Source organism: Vibrio sp. 10N.222.54.E6 (genome assembly GCF_041473955.1).
Classification (GTDB): Bacteria; Pseudomonadota; Gammaproteobacteria; order Enterobacterales; family Vibrionaceae; genus Vibrio; species Vibrio tasmaniensis_A.
On sequence record NZ_JBFRTD010000014.1, the window covers coordinates 68,410 to 88,637 of the forward strand.

Annotated in this window: 16 protein-coding genes; 5 read left to right on the forward strand and 11 right to left on the reverse strand. The window is 44.4% G+C overall.

The window, feature by feature from the left end:
* Positions 1–24: 24 nt before the first annotated feature.
* The 6 genes from AB4513_RS09660 to lptD form a co-directional block, all read right to left on the reverse strand.
* Positions 25–828 carry a symmetrical bis(5'-nucleosyl)-tetraphosphatase gene (locus AB4513_RS09660; protein WP_009847828.1) on the reverse strand — a complete coding sequence of 268 codons (804 nt, stop codon included), beginning with the start codon at positions 826–828 and terminating at the stop codon, positions 25–27.
* 29 nt (positions 829–857) lie between these two features.
* Positions 858–1,238: a Co2+/Mg2+ efflux protein ApaG gene (apaG, locus tag AB4513_RS09665; RefSeq protein WP_009847827.1), complete on the reverse strand. Its 381-nt coding sequence runs from the start codon at positions 1,236–1,238 to the stop codon at positions 858–860.
* A gap of 81 nt (positions 1,239–1,319) precedes the next feature.
* A complete protein-coding gene (gene rsmA, locus AB4513_RS09670) occupies positions 1,320–2,135 on the reverse strand; it encodes a 16S rRNA (adenine(1518)-N(6)/adenine(1519)-N(6))-dimethyltransferase RsmA (protein WP_009847826.1) in 816 nt (271 codons plus the stop codon).
* Positions 2,132–3,121 carry a 4-hydroxythreonine-4-phosphate dehydrogenase PdxA gene (gene pdxA / locus AB4513_RS09675; RefSeq protein ID WP_009847825.1) on the reverse strand — a complete coding sequence of 330 codons (990 nt, stop codon included), beginning with the start codon at positions 3,119–3,121 and terminating at the stop codon, positions 2,132–2,134. Before pdxA ends, rsmA begins: the two co-directional genes overlap by 4 nt.
* Positions 3,111–4,406 carry a peptidylprolyl isomerase SurA gene (gene surA, locus AB4513_RS09680; RefSeq protein WP_009847824.1) on the reverse strand — a complete coding sequence of 432 codons (1,296 nt, stop codon included), beginning with the start codon at positions 4,404–4,406 and terminating at the stop codon, positions 3,111–3,113. The genes pdxA and surA overlap by 11 nt, the downstream gene beginning before the upstream one ends.
* A 43-nt stretch (positions 4,407–4,449) precedes the next feature.
* Entirely contained in the window at positions 4,450–6,798 is a 2,349-nt protein-coding gene (gene lptD / locus AB4513_RS09685; RefSeq protein WP_032555290.1) for an LPS assembly protein LptD, read from the reverse strand.
* A gap of 149 nt (positions 6,799–6,947) precedes the next feature.
* Between lptD and djlA the strand changes: the two genes are divergently transcribed.
* Positions 6,948–7,802 carry a co-chaperone DjlA gene (gene djlA / locus AB4513_RS09690; protein WP_009847822.1) on the forward strand — a complete coding sequence of 285 codons (855 nt, stop codon included), beginning with the start codon at positions 6,948–6,950 and terminating at the stop codon, positions 7,800–7,802.
* Between the two features lie 57 nt (positions 7,803–7,859).
* Positions 7,860–8,405 carry a DUF924 family protein gene (locus AB4513_RS09695; RefSeq protein ID WP_009847821.1) on the forward strand — a complete coding sequence of 182 codons (546 nt, stop codon included), beginning with the start codon at positions 7,860–7,862 and terminating at the stop codon, positions 8,403–8,405.
* A gap of 102 nt (positions 8,406–8,507) precedes the next feature.
* Here the strand turns inward: AB4513_RS09695 and AB4513_RS09700 are convergent, their stop codons facing one another.
* The 5 genes from AB4513_RS09700 to leuA all read right to left on the reverse strand — a co-directional run bounded on the left by AB4513_RS09700 (position 8,508) and on the right by leuA (position 14,349).
* A complete protein-coding gene (locus AB4513_RS09700) occupies positions 8,508–9,290 on the reverse strand; it encodes a DUF547 domain-containing protein (RefSeq protein ID WP_009847820.1) in 783 nt (260 codons plus the stop codon).
* A 175-nt stretch (positions 9,291–9,465) separates the two neighbouring features.
* Positions 9,466–10,068, reverse strand: a complete 603-nt coding sequence (gene leuD / locus AB4513_RS09705) for a 3-isopropylmalate dehydratase small subunit (protein WP_009847819.1) — start codon at positions 10,066–10,068, stop codon at positions 9,466–9,468.
* Between the two features lie 14 nt (positions 10,069–10,082).
* Positions 10,083–11,495 (reverse strand): 3-isopropylmalate dehydratase large subunit, encoded by a 1,413-nt coding sequence (gene leuC, locus AB4513_RS09710; protein WP_009847818.1) that lies wholly within the window; start codon positions 11,493–11,495, stop codon positions 10,083–10,085.
* Positions 11,496–11,612: 117 nt separating this feature from the next.
* A complete protein-coding gene (gene leuB, locus AB4513_RS09715; protein ID WP_009847817.1) occupies positions 11,613–12,704 on the reverse strand; it encodes a 3-isopropylmalate dehydrogenase in 1,092 nt (363 codons plus the stop codon).
* Between the two features lie 97 nt (positions 12,705–12,801).
* Complete coding sequence (leuA, locus tag AB4513_RS09720) at positions 12,802–14,349, reverse strand: 2-isopropylmalate synthase (protein WP_009847816.1); 1,548 nt, start codon at positions 14,347–14,349, stop codon at positions 12,802–12,804.
* Between the two features lie 568 nt (positions 14,350–14,917).
* Between leuA and AB4513_RS09725 the strand changes: the two genes are divergently transcribed.
* The 3 genes from AB4513_RS09725 to AB4513_RS09735 are packed head-to-tail and all read left to right on the forward strand — an operon-like array spanning position 14,918 to position 20,018.
* Positions 14,918–15,577 (forward strand): TetR/AcrR family transcriptional regulator, encoded by a 660-nt coding sequence (locus AB4513_RS09725; RefSeq protein WP_009847815.1) that lies wholly within the window; start codon positions 14,918–14,920, stop codon positions 15,575–15,577.
* A complete protein-coding gene (locus AB4513_RS09730) occupies positions 15,577–16,914 on the forward strand; it encodes an efflux RND transporter periplasmic adaptor subunit (protein ID WP_009847814.1) in 1,338 nt (445 codons plus the stop codon). Before AB4513_RS09725 ends, AB4513_RS09730 begins: the two co-directional genes overlap by 1 nt.
* Positions 16,911–20,018, forward strand: coding sequence for an efflux RND transporter permease subunit (locus tag AB4513_RS09735; RefSeq protein WP_009847813.1), 3,108 nt, complete (start codon positions 16,911–16,913; stop codon positions 20,016–20,018). Before AB4513_RS09730 ends, AB4513_RS09735 begins: the two co-directional genes overlap by 4 nt.
* The last annotated feature ends 210 nt before the right edge of the window (positions 20,019–20,228 follow it).

A 20,228-nucleotide genomic window follows, 5' to 3' on the forward strand; every position in this document is an offset into this window, starting at 1 on the left:
TCTCGTATCTCGTATCTCGTGTTTCTATAGCGCTTTTTGAGTGAAAAACTGTTTGTCTTCCCAGCGAAGTATCGTCAAGTCTCCCCCCCACACACACCCAGTATCAAGTCCAATTACATCTTTTCCGTTATAGCCTTCAAGCGCAGCCCAGTGTCCAAAAACAACGGTTTTATCGAGCTTTATGCGTTGCGGAAGGTCAAACCATGGCACTAGTGGTTCATCGGTAATTTCATTCGGTGGTAGCTTACATGCCATGTCGAGTCGGCCATCTTCAAAACAGAAGCGCATTCTTGTCAGGCTATTGATCGCATAGCGATAACGTTCGATGTCTTGCAACTCGTTGTTCCAGAGATCTGGCGTGTTGCTGTACATGTTCTCAATAAGCCACTGCCAACGGTCCGATTTCAGTAATGACGTTATCTCTCGATTCTCTGTACGTGCTTGTTCTAAGTCCCATTGAGGTGAGATGCCCGCATGTGTCATGACAAACTCAGGGTGTTCTTGCATCAAGGGTTGTTGTCTTAACCATTCCAGCAATTGGTCACGGTCTTCAGCATCAAGAATTGGTTGAGTCTTGTCTTTTGGTTTGGCTGAAAAGAGGCCTAAGGAGACCGCAAGTAGATGTAAATCATGGTTACCCAATACCACCTTCGCTGAACTGCCAAGGCTACGAACAAAACGTAACGTCTCTAAGGATTTAGGGCCACGAGCAACTATGTCTCCGGCGACCCATAACGTATCTTGTTGTTTATCAAAGTTGATGGTTTCAAGCAGTAACTGAAGTTCGTCGAAGCATCCTTGGATGTCTCCGACAATATAATTCGACACAGCATTTTCCTGTAAGTGGTAGATGTGTACTAGTTAAGAATATTGGGGATGGCCAGTCTAAATGGGTCGACTTCTGTTATGAAATCAATGCCTTTATGATCGGTCATTACATAGTGTCCCTGCATGACTCCCACTGGGGTTTCGATGACGGTGCCACTGGTGTATGTGTATTCGTCATTGGCTTCAATCACAGGTTGCTGTCCAACCACGCCATCACCTTCTATGGTGAGTTGTTTACCGTTGGAATCAGTAATCAGCCAGCGACGAGACATAAGTTGTACTGTTGTTTTACTTAGATTTTTGATGGTAATGATGTAAGCGAAAACGTAGCGATTCTTAGATGGCTCAGATTGTTCTTCAATATATTTAGAATGAACTTGGCATTTGATACAAGGCGTAGATATATCCATATTCGCACCTTTTGTTGTTGGTATGCTTTAAGTATTACATAAAAAATAGGCTCCTCACCGAAGTGTAGGAGCCTTTTTCGATTATTTATCAGCGTTGTGACTGTCGTGCAACCAGTTCGCCATATCGACAAACTGTTCGAGCGTCAGGTTCTCAGGGCGCATGCCAGGGTTTACACCTAGCTCTTCAAGCACTTCCTTGTCGATTAGGCTCTTGTAGCAGTTACGTACTGTTTTACGACGCTGGTTAAAGCCTTCGCGACATACGCGATCTAACCACTTAAGATCTTTTGCCGGGTAAGGCAGTACTTCATAAGGCTGAAGGCGAACGACTGCAGAGTCTACTTTCGGTGGCGGAACAAATGCTGTTGGTGGCACTTCTAAAACAGGAGTGACTTTACAGTAATATTGAGCCATAACCGTTAGACGACCGTAAGCTTTAGTACCAGGACCCGCTGCTAATCGGTTAACGACTTCTTTTTGAAGCATAAAGTGCATGTCTTGCACGTCTTTATGGAACTCAAAAAGGTGGAACATCAATGGTGTAGAGATGTTGTATGGCAAGTTACCGAAGATACGTAGCTTGTTGTTTGGCTTAACAAGTTGTTCGAAATCGAACTTCATTGCATCGCCTTCATAGATCGTTAACTTTTCAGCAAGATCAGGGTGATTACGCAGACGTTCAGCAAGATCTCTATCCAGTTCAATTACTGTGAACTTGTCGACAAGCTTGCCAACAGGCTCAGTAATCGCACCAAGACCGGGGCCGATTTCTACTAAGTTCTGGCCTGGTAGTGGGTTAATACTCGATACGATGCCATCAATAATGTATGGATCGTTAAGGAAGTTTTGACCAAAACGTTTACGCGCTTTGTGCCCTAAGTGGACATCATTTCTCATTGCTTTTTCTCTACTAATTCAATGGCGTGCGTGAGCGCTGTTCTAAAGCTCCCTGTATCGGCTTGGCCTTTCCCTGCCAAGTCTAAGGCGGTACCGTGATCGACTGATGTGCGAATAAACGGTAAGCCAAGCGTGATGTTCACTGAGCGACCAAACCCTTTGTATTTCAATACTGGGAGTACTTGGTCGTGATACATACCTAAAACAGCATCTGCATCTTGCAAATATTTTTCATTAAAGATGGTGTCTGCTGGCAATGGGCCAACTAAATTAATACCATCTTTCTGGCGAATTTTTTCTAGCGTAGGGGTGATAGTTTCTATCTCTTCACGACCCAAACAACCATCTTCACCAGCATGTGGATTCAAACCACACACGTAGATAGCTGGTTTCTCAATCGCAAATTTTTCAACCAAGTCTTTATGCAGAATAGCAATGATTTGCTCTAATCTGTCTTCGGTCACTGCTTGAGATACATAAGCTAGCGGGATGTGCGTTGTTACTAGAGCAACACGCAGCCCTTCTGTTGCCAACATCATCACGACAAGTGGAGTATTGGACTTCTCTGCAAAGAACTCGGTATGGCCACTAAAAGCAACGCCAGCTCGGTTAATTACACCCTTGTGAACAGGGCCGGTGACAATAGCATCAAATTCATCATTCATACAGCCAATTGCTGCGGTTTCTAAAGTATTTAATACGTAATGACCGTTAGCCTCGTTGAGTTGGCCTGCAACTGCTGTTTCAGCTAGTGGAACGTGTTTCACAACCAATGTTCCAGAGCGTTGAGGTTGCTTGGGCGCGGTTGAATCGTAATCCAACAGCTCAACCTCAATCCCTAACATTTCAGCTCGCTCTGCTAATAGGGTTTTGTCCGCACAAACGACGAGCTGATGTGGCCAGCTTTCTTGGGATAAGGCGAGAGTTAAATCTGGCCCAATTCCCGCTGGTTCACCTGCCGTAATGACAAGGCGTTTAGTTGTCATCTTGGTCATCCTCGACCACTTCAACAAAGGCGCTAGCTCTTACTTCTTGCAGCCAAGCACCAACTTCTTCGTTGAACTTACGGTTAAATAGAATTTGATAAGCTTTGTTTTTCAATGCTGAATCGGTACGGTCGACTTCGCGACGGTCTAGTACTTCAACAATGTGCCAACCGTGCACGGTTTTGAATGGCGCACTGATTTTACCTTCAGGTAACGTTTCTACTTGGTGCTTGAATTCAGGTACGTATAAATCCGGAGTTTGGTAGCCTAACTCACCATCTTGTACTGCTGAACCTGGGTCTTGGCTGTATTGCTGTGCAAGGTCACCAAAGCTCGCTTCACCTGCGTTTACACGACGAGTGATTTCTTCAAGCTGCTCTTTCGCACCGTCATCACTCAAGATAACCGTTGGCTTAATCAAAATATGACGTGCATTAACTTCGGTAACTGCAACGGTTTCCAAACCTTTTACGTCTTCAATTTTTAGAATATGGAAGCCAACACCACTTCGGAAAGGGCCGATGATGCTGCCTTTGTTCTGCATTTTTATTTGATCTGCAAAAATCGTAGGCATCTCTTCTTTACGCATCCAACCCCAATCACCACCTTGCAGTGCTTTAGGGCCTTTAGAGTAAGTATAAGCCATGGTGCTGAAGTCTTTGCCGTTGTTTAGCTCTTCCACTAAATCAGTCGCTTGTGCTTCCAATTCTTCTTTGGTTTGGTCGTCATTGAATCGCAGTTGAATGTGGCCAATTTTGTATTGAACCGTCGCATTGGTTTCTTGCGCTAAGATGTCCGCTAGGTTGTCAACTTCTGCAGGAAGGATATTAATACGACGACGAACCAAGGCATTGCGCGCTTCACTTGCCGCAATCTCTTTTCTTACTTGCTCACGAAATGCATTGTAGCTCAGGCCTTCTTCAGCAACCGATGCTGTAAGTTGTTGCACTGTTTGGTTGTTATCTTTGGCAATGCCTTCAATCGCTTGATCCAGTCGAGCATCATCAATTCGAACCCCAATACGTTCCGCTTCTTGGGTCTGAATTGTATCGATGATCAACTTTTCGAGTACTTGTTCATTGAGCACGTCTTGTGATGGTAGTGTTTGCCCGCTTTTCTTCGCGTTTGCACGCAGTGTTTTCATTGAAGTATCAATGTCACTTTGTAAGATCACGCCCTCGTTGACGATTACTTTTACGCTATCGAGTTCAACTGGTGCGGCATAGCTTGTTGATAAAGTACAAGCGGCTGCGATAGCTATTAATGTGCGTTTCCACAATGTCATGTGTAATCCTTTATATTTACCGATGTTTTATCAGTAAAGAAAGTTAGTTGTTTAAGAAGAATGGGCGACCGTAGCTAAGTGCGTTATTTGAGCTTGTTTCACTTACTTCGCTTGAATCAGAGCCTATATTGGTACCAAAGCCAACAATACCGAAGTTAAAGCCAAAGTTTTTCTCGTATACTGGTGTCGCATTCGATGTGTTGATGTAATCACCTTCCCATCTACGCAATTGGTTACTATAGGTGAAGCCGATATACCAACAATCGGACTTGTAATTGAGTTTAGCTAACCACTCAAGGTTCTCTTCGGTTGTTAAATCATAGAAGTACTGAGCGCTGGCACTCCACTTACGTGAAATCTGGTAGGCTCCGAGTAATCCTGCTTGAGATATACCATCTTTAGTAATCGATCCAACATTAAAATCAACAGTGTCTTCGATATACTCTTTGGTTACGTAGCGGTAGTTGGTTTGGATATAACCACCAGAAAAACGGTACTCAATGGTGCTGTTGGCTAGTTGCATTGCTGTGGTATCGATGTCGTACTGAACCCCACCATGATAAAACAGGTAGTCGTCGTAATTAAAGTCGACTTCTACAGCCCAAGATGAGTAATTCGAGTTCTTATCTTTAGTATCAAGTGTTAGATGTTGTTTCGTATCTTTGTCGATATAAAAGATCTGTCCAAAAGACACATTGAGTCGCTCTTTATACTCATCATCAAAGAAACGAGATGATGCACCGTAGCTTACTTGGTTAGCTGCAGCGATACGGTCTACACCACTGTATTTACGGCTTCTAAACAGGCCATAATAATCAGTCTGCAGAAGTGTCGTATCGTAAAGACCAATGTTGTTTTGATCTTCTTTTGGTACATACAGGTATTGAACTTGGGGTTCTAGAGTTTGAGTGTAGTTACCAATAACCTTGGTATCTCTTTCTAAAACGATACCAGCATGACTCCTAAATTCAGGGATAACTCGACTTACTGACTTTTCTAAATCTTTATATTTGTCACTTGTGGTATCAACACCATCAAGATCTTGTTGGTAGTAAGTACCAAGAAGTCGGGCTTCTGTGGTCCAAGTACCCCAAGTGTTGCCTACTGGAATTGTAATTCCCGGCTCAACGTGAATACGAGTTGCCGATGGTTTCCCTTTTGCATCTGTATCAAACAGAGACACATGGCTGACCAAGTCGAAATCTAAATACTCCATTACCTCAGGGGCATAATAGTTATATTCAAGCTGTGGGAGCAGGCGGTATGGAAGGTTGTTTGTCGTATTTGTGAGGACCTGAAAATCTCGCACAAGTACAGACGCATCCCAATTTTGAGAACGGTATGTAGCCTGCCCTTCTTGAAGAAGCTGGCCATCTTCACGGTTACCAATGCCGCTTCCGTTGACATCTGTGAAGTACTCGATATCGCCAACTTTTGAGTAATCAATTTCAAACAACCAAGATTCTTGGAATATTCCTGAGTGATTAAGTTGAGCCCCCCAACGTTTGCCTTTCTCTGGGTATTTTTTGTCATCAGGCAAGTATTCAGACTTAATCATCCCGGAACCAAAATCGCTTAAATATCTAAATTCACTGTTAAGCTGGGTACCACGCTCTTTCATGTGCTTAAAAGTGGTTTTGAGGTCATACTCTGGTGCCAAGTTCCAATAAACAGGGATCTCAAATTCAAAACCATCACTTGAGCCATATGATACCGTTGGATATAAGAAGCCTGTTTTACGCGTATCACCAATCGGAACGGTTAAGTACGGCAGATAAAAAACAGGAACGCTCTGAATTTCAAACCTTGGGTTGTAGAACGTAGCCTCTTCTTCATTTTGGTCGACATCGATACTTGACGCTCTTAGTCGCCATGCATTGTCGCCGATAGGGCAAGAGGTGATTGAGCCATCTTCAATCTCATAAACCGCTTTTCCGGTTTTTGCGATGTAAACCGCATCTCCTCGCCCTTGCTCACAGAGAAACTCATAATCGGTATTTTCGAGCGTCATTTCATCGGTGGTCAGATTGTTAGTGGCTCTGTCTGCCACTGACTTTATTTGACCATCGCTAAAGTTTACGTTGCCTTCAGCTACAACGATATTTTCTTGTTGGTGAAGCGTTACATTGTCGGCAAGGATGGTTTTGTTTCCTTGGGTAACTCTTACATCACCTGAGTAGATTGCCTTGTCACCATTGATAGCCTCTAAGCGATCGGACTCAACATGAGCGGGAAGTTGTGTCTCGTTTTCTGCAGCGGGATCGATCAAGCATTGATCTATAGAGGGCATTTCCTGCACACTACTATCGGTGATTGTTTCAGCTTGAGTTGTCGACACGTATAATGCCGTACTTATAGACGCGGCTAACAAGGTGCGGGAAAAAAATTGCATGAAGTTGAACTATCCTGTGTCACTAGATGAAGGGTTGATCTAGTATCAATCCAATTAATAAAGCATTTTCCTTATGATAAAGGAAATATTAGCATTCAGCATCATCAGACAGCATTACTCAGACAAAATTCATAGATAGAGAACACATAATGCAAATATTTGGCAAAATTTTGGGCGCTTTTTTTGGTTTTTTATTTGGGGGGCCGCTCGGTTTAGTTTTTGGCCTATTTTTAGGGCACCAGTTCGATAAAGCTCGCCGATTGAACCAATCGGGCTTCAATAGCTCTGGTTTTGGACGAGGTCCAAGCCAAGCTGAAAGACAAAACGAGTTTTTTAAATCCGCCTTTGCGGTTATGGGACACGTTGCTAAAGCTAAGGGGCAGGTCACGCCAGAAGAGATTCAGCTCGCTTCTACAATGATGGAGCGTATGAACCTGCATGGCGAACAACGTAAAGCGGCTCAAGATGCTTTCCGTGACGGCAAAGAGAGTGACTTCCCGTTAAGCGATGTGCTTGAGCGTGTGAAAATCTCATCGGGCGGTCGTTTTGATCTTCTGCAGTTTTTTCTTGAGCTACAAGTGTCCGCAGCATTTGCCGATGGAAGTTTGCACCCGAGTGAGCGCCAAGTCTTACATAAGATAGCGCAAGGCCTTGGATTTTCTGCAGAACAGCTAGAGCGCCGCTTGCAGATGCAAGAAGCAGCATTTCGTTTTCAACAGCAAGGTGGAAGCTTTGGTGGCCATCAAGGCCATGGTCAATCATCGGGTTGGCAACAGGCTTCGCAACAAAACCAATTGGCCGATGCGTTTAAAGTTCTCGGTGTAAGTGAAAGTGCCGACGGTAAAGAGGTTAAGAAAGCTTACCGCAAGCTGATGAATGAGCATCACCCAGATAAACTGATGGCGAAGGGCTTACCGCCTGAGATGATGAATGTTGCGAAAGAGAAATCGCAAGAAATTCAGAATGCTTATGATCTGATAAAGAAAGTAAAAGGTTTTAAGTAATTGAACACTAAACCGAGTAATAACAAAGTTACTCGGTTTTTTATTAAAGGGAATTATATGACGGTAATGTATCAGGATGTTCTAGAGTTTTGGTTCGATGAGTTGACGCCTAAAGATTGGTTTACTGGCGGCGCCGAGATTGACACTTTGATAGAGTCTCGATTTTCTGAATTGCATAAAGCAGCCATTCAAGGCGAGCTATTTGAGTGGCGCCAAACTGCGCAAGGACGATTGGCTGAGATTATCGTGCTTGATCAGTTTTCTCGAAATATTGGTAGAAACAGTCCGACAGCTTTTTCGGCTGATCCGATGGCGTTGGCTCTAGCCCAAGAGGCGGTAGCGGGTGGTTTTGATCACCAGCTTAACGAGCAACAGAAAAGCTTCCTGTATATGCCTTATATGCACAGTGAGTCTTTGTTAGTTCATGAACAAGCTGTGGAACTCTTTTCTCAAACGGGATTAGAACATAATCTTGATTTTGAGTTTAAGCACAAGGTCATCATCAAGCGTTTTGGTCGCTACCCTCACCGTAATGAGGTGTTAGGGAGAGCTTCGACTCCCGAAGAGGTTGAGTTCTTGCAGCAACCGGGCTCAAGCTTTTAATTGTAGAAACACAGTTCAATAGATAAAAAAGAGGCAAGTGGTTAATAAAAACCTTTAGCCTCTTTTTTTGTTTGGCTTCATTCATGAGCTTTAACGTTAAAACTAGTTTGCTTGGTTGAGCGACCAATCATAGTCATAGCTGATTTTGTTAGTGTTCGTCACCGGCTTTGTTCGATACTGGTCTAAGTGTTGAATGAGTTGTTTCTCTGTACCAAAATCCACAGCAAACCAATCGTAAATCGATGATAGTTGTAGTTTATTGTTTTCAATTAACACGCCCTTATCACTATTTACAAAATCACTAGCAGCTTGTTCTAACAAGGCTGCAGTGTTGTCAGAGGTAAAAGCTTCAGGCTGTAAGTTAGGGCAACCTAAACTCGCGCAATTCACCGCGTAATGCGTGCGCGGATCTTGCCAAATCGGTCTTAAAATTCGATGCTCAATATCATTGAGTGTTAGTGACTTCCCGTTAACGATTACTACATCATCTCCCCACGGTCCAAAACTAAACAGTCCGCCGAGCTTGGTGATGGATTTTATTGGGTAGGCATCAAGAATTAAATCGACAGTCACGGCGTTATATAAATTAACCCAGTAGGCATATTGTTCCGCTTTTGAGTAGTCGAGTGGATTCAACTGCTCTAGCCTCTTGATGTATTGCTTGAGCTTTGTCTTATCTGCAGTGCTCACGGCTTGATAGCGAACTAGGGTGTTTTGCCCTTGTTTAACTAAGTAGCTATCGATAAATTGCTGCCAATCTTGATGAGATACCTGTTCTAGATTGGTTTCGTCGCTTTGGTTCCAGTATGGCCAAAGATCGGATTTAGGCGCAGACCAAGCTAAGGTTGAGAAAAGTAGGCTGACAATAAAAAGTAGTTGTTTCATGGCATTCTCCTGATGACTGACTACTAAGACCTTAAGGCTTACCATTTTCTTTCAATGCTCTTCATTTAAATAAACATATGAAGTTAAGTTAAAAGCTTAGCCAAATAAAAAAGGTTGGCGCTAAGCCAACCTTTTATATGAACACAAAACTGTGTGATTCTATTTCAAGACTTCTTTACTTCAGGAAGCTAGGAATCTTAGCTTCAAACTCTGAGATCTTATCGGCATGTTGAAGCGTTAGGCCGATGTTATCTAGGCCATTCAGCAAACAGTGACGACGGAACTCATCAATTTCAAACGAGTACTCTTTACCGTTTGCTCTGACTTTCATTGCTTCTAAATCAACGTCGATCTCAGCGCCTTCGTTTGCTTCAACAAACTGGAATAGTTCATCGACTTCCTGCTCTGAAAGACGAACAGGCACCATCTGGTTGTTGATCGAGTTACCGTAGAAAATATCAGCAAAGCTTGGCGCGATCATCACTTGAATACCGTAATCGGCAAGCGCCCAAGGTGCGTGCTCACGAGATGAACCACAACCGAAGTTTTCACGAGCCAGTAGAATTGAAGCGCCTTTATAGCGTGGTGCATTCATTACAAACTCAGGGTTTGGTTGTTGGCCTGCATCATCAAGGAAGCGCCAGTCGTGGAACAAATGCTTACCAAAACCGATACGGTTCACTTTCTGTAGAAACTGCTTTGGAATGATCGCATCAGTATCGATGTTGGCCGTATCTAGAGGAACGACTAATCCGGTGTGTTGTTGAAAACCTGACATGTTAAATCCTCTAATTAAAGTTCACGAATATCGACAAAGTGACCAGCGATTGCTGCTGCGGCTGCCATTGCTGGGCTAACTAGGTGCGTACGACCATCACGGCCTTGGCGACCTTCAAAGTTACGGTTTGATGTAGAAGCACAGCGCTCTTGTGGACCTAGACGGTCATTGTTCATTGCAAGACACATAGAGCAACCCGGCAGGCGCCATTCAAAGCCGGCTTCGATAAAGATCTTATCTAGGCCTTCAGCTTCCGCTTGTGCTTTTACTTGCTCAGAGCCCGGAACGATCAATGCTTGAACATGTTTCGCTACTTGGCGGCCTTTTGCTATTGCTGCAGCTGCACGCATGTCTTCGATACGCGAGTTAGTACAAGAACCTACGAAGACTTTATCAACGTTGTAATCCGATAGAGATTTACCCGCTTCAAGACCCATGTACGCTAGAGCCTTTTCTGCTGAAGCTTTTTCAACAGGATCTGCGAAGCTTTCTGGTGCAGGGATTGGTGTGTCTACCGAGATAACCTGACCTGGGTTAGTGCCCCAAGTAACTTGTGGTTTGATGTCTGCTGCTTCTAGTGTCACAACTGCATCGAATTCAGCGTCAGCATCAGTTTTCAATGTGTCCCAGTATTCGATTGCTGCTTCTAAGTCTTCACCTTGTGGAGAGAACTTACGACCTTTAATGTATTCATATGTCGTTGCATCTGGAGCGATTAAGCCTGCTTTAGCGCCAAGCTCGATTGCCATGTTACATACCGTCATACGACCTTCCATTGTAAGGTCAGTAATTGCCTCACCACAGAATTCAACCACGTAGCCTGTACCGCCAGCGGCTGTTGTCTTGCCTATGATCGCGAGTACGATATCTTTTGCGGTAATGCCTTCAGCGACTTTGCCTTTTACTTCGATCTTCATGGTTTTAGCGCGCGCTTGTTTTAGCGTTTGAGTTGCTAGAACGTGCTCAACTTCAGAAGTACCGATACCGAATGCTAAAGAACCAAATGCACCGTGTGTTGCAGTGTGTGAGTCACCACATACGATGGTCATGCCCGGCAGAGTAATACCTAGCTCAGGACCCATTACGTGCACAATACCTTGGTATTTGTGGTTTAGATCGTAAAGCGTGACACCAAACTCTTCACAGTTTTTTGATAGCGTTTCCATTTGGATACGAGCCATTTCACCCGAAGCGTTGATGTCTTTCGTTTGTGTCGATACGTTGTGATCCATGGTCGCAAAAGTTTTGCCTACTTGGCGAACTTTACGACCTTTTTCACGCAGGCCATCAAAGGCTTGTGGCGACGTTACTTCGTGGACTAAGTGGCGATCGATATAAAGAATTGGCGTTTCGCCCTTCGCTGCAACCGCAACGTGAGCGTCATAAACTTTTTCGTATAAGGTTTTTGCTTGCTGGTTTGTCGACATAGCTTTTCTTCCTTGGGAGCATCAGTCCCAGTGTTTGTTTCTAGCCAAGTCATACTGTCTAAGCTGACTTGGCTTGATATTATTCTTATGTACTTGCTTTTAATCTAAGCATCTAGCTTATGAAGCTAAGATGTACTCAGCGATCTTGTCACCCATTTCTGAGGTAGTCAGCGCTTGGTTCTTGCCTGCAAGGTCTGCAGTTAGCTCGCCTGCAGAAAGTGCTTTAGATACCGCTGTTTCGATGTCTTGCGCTGCCGCTTCTTCGCCTAGGCTGTAACGAAGCATTAGCGCTGCCGAAAGAATTTGCGCGACTGGGTTCGCAATGTTCTTACCTGCGATATCTGGAGCACTGCCACCTGCTGGTTCGTATAGGCCGAAGTTGCTTTCGTTCAAGCTTGCAGAAGGAAGCATACCCATAGAGCCTGTGATCATTGCACACTCATCAGAGATGATGTCACCGAAGATGTTTGAACAAAGCATCACATCAAACTGAGATGGATCTTTGATTAGTTGCATGGTCGCGTTGTCGATGTACATGTGCTTTAGCGTGACATCTGGGTAATCTTTTGCGATCTCTTCAACCACTTCACGCCATAAGATAGAGCTCTGAAGAACGTTCGCTTTATCGATTGAGTAAACGTTTTTGTTACGTAGACGAGCGGATTCAAAAGCAATCTTCGCAATTCGTTCGATTTCGTAACGGTGGTAAACCTCAGTATCAAAGGCTTTCTCTGTTGCGCCTTCGCCTTCACGGCCTTTTGGTTGACCGAAGTAGATACCGCCAGTTAGTTCACGAACAACAACGATGTCGAAGCCGTTACCTGAGATGTCTGCACGCAAAGGAGAGAAAGACTCTAGACCTTTATGGATTTGTGCAGGACGTAAGTTACAGAACAGTTGGAAGTGTTTACGTAGAGGAAGTAGGGCACCACGCTCTGGTTGATCGTTTGGTGGGAGATGTTCCCACTTAGGTCCGCCAACCGAGCCAAATAGTACTGCGTCAGATTCTTCACAGCCCGTTACTGTCGCTTCTGGAAGTGGGCAGCCGTGATTATCAATTGCGATACCACCAACATCATACTCTTCGCGAGAAAAGCTAATCGCGTGCTTCTTTTCAATCGCGTCTAGCACTTTATGTGCTTGCTGCATTACTTCTGGGCCAATGCCATCACCAGGTAGTACGGCAATCTTGTATGATTTATCTGTCATGTTAATCCTTTAATTCTTGTTACTGAGCTGTTTGGCTCGTTTTAAATTTTGTCCCTAAAGCCAACAACATCGGCTCTAGGGCTCTGTTATTGGGGTATTAAACTGTCGCGAATTTTTGCTGCTTCATTTCAGCAATAGTGTCTGCGCGTTGAATGCTATTGATAACGTGTAGCAACGCTTGACCAGAAGCTTCAACGATATCTGTTGAAACGCCCGTACCGTGGTACTTACGGCCTTTATAGTTAGCAATGATGTCAGCTTGACCTAAGCCATCTTCACCTTCACCTTTTGCAGTTAGGTCGAACTTATCCAACGCGATTTCGTAGCCTGTTAAGCGGTAGATACATTGGTATAAAGCATCAACCGGGCCGTTGCCGACAGCCGCTTCGCATTTCTCTTCATCACCACATTGCAGTTTGATGCTGGTGGTAGACATAACACTACCAGATTGTACGCTTAGGTAGTTAAGTTTATAGAAGTCATCTTCATCACGTAGATTCGCGAAGTGCATCAATGCTTCTAGGTCGTAATCGAACACTTGTCCTTTACGATCAGCAAGCTTCAAGAAGTCTTCGTACAATGAATCTAGGTTGTACTCATTGTCTTTATAACCCATCGCGTCCATGTGGCTCTTAACAGCGGCTCGGCCACTACGACTTGTTAGGTTTAAGGCTTTGTTTTTCAAGCCAATAGACTCAGGCGTCATGATCTCGTAAGTGTTCTTGTTCTTAAGCATGCCATCTTGGTGAATACCTGAAGAGTGGCTGAATGCGTTAGCACCGACGATTGCTTTATTGTCTTGAATCGGCATGTGGCAAAGTTGGCTAACCAACTTACTGGTACGGTGAATCTCTTTGTGATCCAAGCCAGTATGAACACCCAAAAGCTCTTGGCGAGTTTTGATGATCATTGCAATTTCTTCTAAAGAACAGTTACCTGCACGTTCGCCAATACCGTTGATTGTGCCTTCAATTTGGCGAGCGCCCGCTTGCACAGCAGCAATTGAGTTTGCAACCGACATACCTAAGTCATCGTGACAGTGAACAGAGATGATCGCTTGGTCGATGTTGGGTACGCGATCGAATAGCGTCTTGATAATGCCACCAAACTCATTTGGTACTGTGTAGCCCACTGTGTCTGGAATGTTGATGGTTTTCGCGCCTGCGTTAATCGCGGCTTCAACCATGCGACATAGGTTGTCGATAGGGGTACGGCCGGCATCTTCACAAGAGAATTCAACATCATCGGTATAGTTACGAGCGTGCTTGACTGCTTTCACTGCCATCTCTACTACGTCATCGTAGCTGCGGCGTAATTTGTCTTGTACGTGAACCGTTGATGTTGAGATGAAGGTATGAATACGGAACTGGTCAGCAACTTTAAGCGCTTCGGCAGCGGCATCGATATCTTTCGCTACGGCACGAGAAAGCGCACAAATACGGCTGTCTTTGATGTGTTTAGCGATGGTTTGTACTGACTCAAAATCACCCGGAGAAGAAATAGGGAAGCCAGCTTCGATAACATCTACACCCAGTCTCTCAAGAGCATAAGCGATCTGTAACTTCTCTTTTACCGTAAGGCTTGCAGCCAATGCTTGCTCGCCGTCACGTAAGGTAGTATCAAAAATTATTACTTGATCGTTCATGGGTGCTTCCTTATATCGATAATGAATCGATTGCTATCCAAATTATTATTAAGAATGATGTTCTTTTAAAAGTGCCAGTTACAAAAAAACCCGCTCAGTGCGGGTTTTAATATTTGTGTAGTTCTTGACCCACAACTTACCCGCGCGATTGGTTCACGATAAGGAGAAGTTTCAGCAGTAGAGAAGAAGAAAAAATCATTACACAAATATCCGTAAATAAACTGTTAACACCATATTTACCGTAATTTATTCTGAGCGTCAAACAAGAAAATCCAATATCAGCGTGCATTGGCAGTGTTTTGGTTTTGTTTGTGCTGTTTTTTGTTTAAGTGTTAGCGATATCAACTGAATGGTGGTTTTGTATTGGCGGGTTAGTTTATCGTTTGGCTGATGTGTAGGTTAAAACTTTGTAGTAAATATTTTTAATGGAACGATTCACCAAAAAAATCACAAGCGTGACTAAAGTAATTAATCAATTGATTAAATAGTGAGTAATTAATCTTCTACTGTTATGCCTGTTTATCTCTATAATTAATCGAATGATTAATTATAGAGATGGATTTTTGCCATGACGGCACGAAAAGCGGGGCGACCTCAACAGAACTTAGATGTTCGACAACTATTGATTGAGCATGCTCGTGATCTGTTTGTCGTTCAGTCATACGACAAGGTCTCGACACGCCTGATTGCTGATCGTGCGGGTGTGAACATTGCGATGATCCGTTATTACTTTGGCAGTAAGGCTGGATTATTTGAGGCGATGCTGCGTGAAACGCTACGACCGATGCAATTGCAAATGCAGAGATTGGTTGAAGAAAGCAGCCATGAGAACTTTCTTGATTTAATGCGGACTTACTATAAAGAGATGGTCAAGGTGCCCAAGTTTCCTCGCTTGATTGCTCAAGTGATGAATATGCCTCCCTCTGAAGTGCAAAGAGAGTTGCTCGAAAAGGTTTTTCTCGATGTCGCCAAGCCAGCCCAAGATGTCATTTTTGAAAAGCTGGTTGAACAAGGCATCTTAAAACAGAACATGGATCCAAAATTGTGTCGAGTTTCGTATATAAGCTTGATGGTGTTCCCCTTCATTGCTCCGCCCCCTCTATTAGCAATCCATGGTATTGAGATTAATGAAGAATTTCTTAACCGTTTAATCGAACACAACATTCAATTGATGACCGAAGGCTTTATCAACGCACCGAGCCCTTCTGCAGTGCAGGACAAAAGATAATGAAAATAAATAAAAAACTACTCTTCTTCCCAGCACTTGCGGTTGGTGTCATCGGCCTTGTGACTGCGATTAGCTTAAAGCCGGATCTGCCGACTAAGCCCGCGGGAGATAGGGCTCGTCTAGTCGAAACAGTTAGTTTAGAACAACAAATGATCGCGCCGTTGGCGGTGGGCTTTGGCAAAGTAGTCCCTAAAGTTGAATGGAAAGCCATCGCCGAGGTGACAGGGCAGATTGTTTATCGACATCCAGACCTAGAAAAAGGGCAGATCATTCCAGCGGGAACTGAGGTACTTAAGATCGATCCTTTGGATTACGAGTTGAAGTTGGTACAAGCTGAAGCGGATCTTAAATCAAGCCAGACTTCATTAGCTAAGTTAAACCAAGAAGAAGATAACCTTAAGCAGACCTTAAAGATCGAAAAGAACCGCTTAGTGATCAGCAATAAAGAGCTGCAACGTAAACAAGATCTGCGCAAGAAAGGGCTAACTTCTCAATCCGATGTTGATCTCCAGCAGCAAAGTGCGTTGTCTCAACAGAAGCTTGTATTGGATATTGACAACCAAATTGCATTGATGCCAGATGAAAAGCGTGTTGCGGAAGCAGTGATTAAGGTGAATGTCTCTAAAGTAAAAGAGGCGCAACGCTCTTTGGATAAAACGACCATCACCTTGCCTAGAGCGATGCGAATAGCTCAGGTCGATATTGAACAGAACCAAGTGGTTAATCTTCAGCAAGAGATGTTTGTTGCTCACGGGATTAAAGTTATGGAAGTTGAGGCGCAACTCTCTATTCACGATATGCAAACTTTAGCCTCAAGCTTTACTCAATTCCCTCGTGATGCCGCAGGCATACCAAACCCTTATGAAGCGCCAATCAAAGCAAGTATTCAGCTAAACAGTGGCAGCCTTAACCTCAATTGGCCTGCAAAGGTTGCGAGAATCAGTGAAACCGTTGATGAGAACCAAGCAACTGCGGGGATCATTCTTGAAATTGGTCAAGACTATTCAGCTCTGCAGCCAAGCAGTGCAACGCCTTTGGTCAATGGCATGTTCGTCAAAGCAGAGATTGAAGGTGTCGCGAATCTAAGTTGGGTGGTTCCAGAGCGAGCATTGCACGGTGACAAGGTTTACCTGATGGATGACAATCAGCGCTTGCAAGTGGTGAATGTTGAAGTGCTTTATCGCAGAGATAACCAAGTGGTTGTGAGTGGCGAGCTACAAACGGGAGATAAATTGGTTCTTAATGACGTCCTGCCAGCTATCGAAGGCATGTTACTGAAAGAGTCGAACTCTACAGAGGTTAAGCTTGAATCGGATACTCAGGAGAGTGCGTCATGATCAAGTTCTTTTCTAGGCACCCAACAGCTGCAAACTTGTTGATGCTTGGGTTATTGATCATGGGTATAAGCTCATTATCAACCATCAAGCGTGAAACCTTCCCCGCTTATGATCCGCCTTATATTATGGCGGCCATCGTTTATCCCGGTGCATCACCACAAGAAGTGGAAGAAAGCTTGTGTGTACGAATGGAAGATGCCGTCGATGGCCTAGCTAACATTGAAGAGACTCAGTGTGAAGCCATCGAAGGCAGCGCTCGTTTAATTCTCAAGTTAAATGAGAAAGCGGACATTGGCCGAATGCTGGTGGACGTTCAAACTCAGATCAACTCGATCAATGATTTCCCTAGTGAGATTGAATCTCCGGTTGTTCAAGAGTTGGATTGGAATGAACCGGTAGTTGATATCGCTATTACAGCCGAAACCTCATGGCCTGAACTCAAAGCTTACGCCGAAGATCTCAAACGAACCATGAAGCTCGATTACGACGTTTCTTTAGTCGAAGTTAGTGGTTTTTCCGATCACCAATATCGTGTCGAACTGGATACCCAAGCCATTCGCCAGTTGGGTTTGAGTGTCGGTGATATCGCCGACCAAATTGGCCGTCAGAATGTAAAACTGCCAAGCGGTAACGTTGAGACGCCAGACAAAAATTTTCTGATTCGTTTTGATGAGAGACGAATTACACCGGTTGAGCTGGAAAGCATCGTGGTTGGATCTGCGCCTAATGGCTCGGTGATTCGTTTGAGAGATATTGCCAAGATAACCGATCGCTTTGAGTTGGATGAGCAGAAGGTTCTGTTTGATGGTAAGCCATCTGCTCTGTTGAAGATCAGTAAGAATAAAGAAGATGATGCGTTACGAATCAAAGAGAACGTGACGCGATTCGTTGAGGATCAAAGCGCGATTGCCCCCGATGGTGTGACACTGCAAATGACCAATGATCTCTCCTCTGTACTTTGGGATCGTCTGACCATGATGGTGCGCAACGGCTGGCAAGGTATTGTGTTGGTGTTTGCCACCATGTGGTTGTTCTTCAGTTTGCGATATTCATTCTGGGTAGCTGCTGGTCTGCCGGTAGCCTTCCTTGGTGGTTTGTTCTTGATGGCCAACCTTGGCTTGTCGATCAACATTATGTCACTGGTCGGTTTATTAATGGCGATTGGTATCATGATGGACGACGCCATCGTGATAGCCGAATCGATAGCCTCCCATTTAGATAGGGGACAAAGCGTTGATGATGCGGTGTACAACGGCGTAAAGAAAGTGCTTCCCGGAGTACTGTCTTCTTTCCTAACCACGGTGTGTATTTTCGGTAGCTTACTGTTCCTTGATGGGGAAATGGGCGCGGTGCTTAAAGCGGTGCCTCAGGTGCTTATCTTGGTGTTGTCGCTGAGCTTAATCGAGGCGTTTCTTATTCTACCAAATCACTTATCTCATTCATTACACAAAGAAAAAAATGATAAGCCAGCGCTGCGCTTTAAAGTTGTGTTGTTAGAGAAGTTCGAGAACTTTCGTAATACCATCTTGATGAACATGGTTGAGAAGGTCGTGACGTTCCGCTACGCCTTTATGGGGGGAGTGATAACCTTATTACTTCTATCTATCTCCTTGATTGCTGGTGGTGTTGTCAAATTCCAACCATTTCCTGAGTTGGATGGTGATATTGCCGAGGCTCGCATCATTCTTCCACCGGGCGCATCACTGTCTCAAACCGAGAAAGTGGTCGATAAAATAGTCGCATCTGCTGAACGTTTGAATGAGCAGTGGAGTGAAGACGTCGAGGACGGTAATAGATTGGTTGAGCATATCACCAGCCAATTCAATGCAAACGCGGATGCCAATGAATCAGGGCCACACTTAGCTACCGTGCGCTTAGACTTACGAGGTGCAGAAAGTCGCAACACGGTGATCGATGATTTCATTGATGCATGGCGGGAAGACATCGGCGATTTGGCGGACCCTATCTCGCTGGTTTTCAAACAACCGACGATGGGGCCGGGTGGTCGTGCTATCGAGATCCGCGCCAAACATGATGATCTTGCTGCATTGAAATCGGCTTCTTTGGATATTCAGGAGTACCTTAATCAGTTTGATGGTGTGCATGGTGTTCTTGATGACATGCGCATGGGTAAGGAAGAGATCTTAGTTAAACTTCGCCCAGGTGCGGAAACCTACAATGTGAATGGGCAGATGATTGCTTCCCAATTGCGTGCGGCCTTCTTTGGTCAGACTGCGGATGAAATCCAAATTGGGGTTGAGAACATTTCGATTGAGGTACGCCTTGATAAAGAACAAGCGGGTGATTTACAGCAACTGGCTAACTTCCCAATCATCACCGCAGACGGCAGCCAGATCCCGCTAGCTACATTGGCAACGTTAGATTTCCAGCGTAACTACGTGCGAATTCAACGCATCGATGGCTTAAGAACCATCAGTATCTTTGGTGATATTGATAATAAGAAAGCGAGTTCATCCGCGATTCTGGCTCAGTTCCAAAAAGATGAAGCCGCCAAACTTATTCAGAAGTACCCGGGTTTACGTTTTGATTTTGAAGGTGAAGCCAAAGATGCCGCGAAGACCGGAGCCTCAATGGGCAAAGGGTTCTTGCTCGGCTTATTCGGCGTATTTGCGATTCTAAGTTATCAGTTCAGAAGTTACTTAGAACCTGTGGTCGTGATGTTGGCGATTCCACTAGCCTTCATTGGGGTAGTGGTTGGTCACTGGATACTTGGCCACGCTTTGAGTATGCCAAGCATGATGGGCTTTGTGTCGCTTGCCGGGATCGTGGTCAATGATTCCATCTTGTTAGTGCAATACATTCGTCACCATGTTGATGAGGGAGATAGCGTTCATGACTCGGTGGTGAAGGCCAGTCGCGAGCGTTTCCGTGCGGTATTTTTGACATCAATGACGACCGCAGCAGGTTTGCTACCGCTGTTGACGGAAACCAGCTTGCAGGCTCAGGTTATCCAGCCTCTGGTTATTTCAATTGTGTTTGGCATATTTGCTTCAACCTTACTGGTGTTGTTTATGATCCCTGCCGCTTACGCGATATTGGCTGACTTCGGGTTGGTGAAGAAGCATGAGCCATTAGCGCTATAATCTTTAGCGCTATAATCTTTAGCGCTATTATCATTAGTCAGCACTACTATCATTAGCGAACGCTATAACCATTAACACGATAGAAGTAGTGTTTGTTTACTTATATAAAGAAGCAAAAACATAGAAGAATAAAGCGGCCTTGTGTCGCTTTATTTTTATCGGCTGCTTCTAGGCTCCTATTAGCTTACTTAGTGAAAGCGGTTAATTCGC